Genomic DNA, 1,335 nt, shown 5'->3' with positions numbered 1-1,335 from the left:
CAATGCTGTCCTAAATAAATGATAAGTTAATATCTAAAGTGTTCTTATTCCCATTGAGCTATGTTTTTATAAATATTCTGGAAATAGAACCCCCTGTGATTTATTTTTTGGTGGTTTTTTATGTTCTTCAAAGGGTCGATCTAGCCATTTTTGGAGTTCTATCTTCACAAAAATATTGAGTCTTATAAATGCCACTAAGTTTGACAGATGCCAACGATATTTAGCTACCGCTTTCATTACTTTAAGTAACAGGATTGTTATCAGTGCGGTCCATATTTGGATCATTACTGCATTTTTAGATGTACCTATAAAGGTTTTGATATGGAGTAACTGTTTGATGTCTCGAAAAAACACTTCAATTTCCCATCTAGATTTATATAGGTCTCCTATTGTTTGTGCAGCCCATTTGAAGTTATTGGTTATCAGTTCGATTGTTTGCTCGTTGTCCTCATCCCACACAACTACTCTTCTTATTTTTCCAGGATATTTATTCTTAGAGATAGGATTAGCTAACTCTATTTCTTCATCCTTTAGGATATGCTGGGCAGTATTTTCTGGGAGTTCTCGTTCTTTGATGGATTTATAGGAGAGATTTTCTTTGTGCCTAATGACAAAAAATACCTCTTTGCTGTCCCAAACGTTGAGCATGGGAAAATCATTATAATACCTATCAGCCACAATCACAGATCCCTTTTCTAAAGGAATGTTGTAAGCACCTTTATTGTCAGCTACACTTCCTTCGGTAATGTTCACATAAACAGGGAGTTTACCATCATAATCTAGTAAGGTGTGTATTTTTACTGCTCCTTTTTGAGTTCGAAACTTTGCCCAGTCAAACATAGATAAGCAAAGGCTGATCACAGTAGCGTCTAGAAGATAGACAGGTACTTTAATCTTGAGTTTAACCCGTTTCAACGAAGCCTGCTGTCCTAAACTTTTTAGAAGAGAATAATAAAGCTCTTTGAATAAATCGGAGTCTCTACGCTTGTTTTGATAGCTTATGCTCGACTTAGATGGCGCTTTTGATATGCCAAGATGGTTGAGGTTGCCTGTCGCTGATCTAAGCCCATTAGAGATATCTCTTACAGATGTGCTTTTAGCAAAATGACAGAAAAGCATAGATACAAGATGTGTCCAGCTGTCAAAACCTTTGCAGCCTTTATCTGTTTGCTTTTCATTTACTAGTTTTTTGAAAATTGATCGGTCGATCTTTTTAATAATCTGAGAAAACAAAGTAATATTACTCATGAGAGAGGGCGTTTTTTGGTGCAAACCCAAAATACCTATTTTGGGCAAAAAACTATACCTCTCTCTCTTTTATTTAGGACGCTATTG

1 protein-coding gene is annotated in these 1,335 nt (G+C 35.8%); it reads right to left on the bottom strand.

Translation table 11 applies throughout. The features are described 5' to 3' along the window. Positions 1-66: 66 nt before the first annotated feature. Positions 67-1,248, bottom strand: a complete 1,182-nt coding sequence (locus tag CSQ79_RS26880; RefSeq protein WP_099704160.1) for an IS4 family transposase — start codon at positions 1,246-1,248, stop codon at positions 67-69. Between the last annotated feature and the right edge of the window lie 87 nt (positions 1,249-1,335).

The sequence above is a fragment of the Gloeocapsopsis sp. IPPAS B-1203 genome (assembly GCF_002749975.1).
In the GTDB taxonomy this organism is placed as follows: domain Bacteria; phylum Cyanobacteriota; class Cyanobacteriia; order Cyanobacteriales; family Chroococcidiopsidaceae; genus Gloeocapsopsis.
Note: the sequence above shows the minus strand (reverse complement) of the source record. Positions and strands in the feature narration are given on the sequence as shown.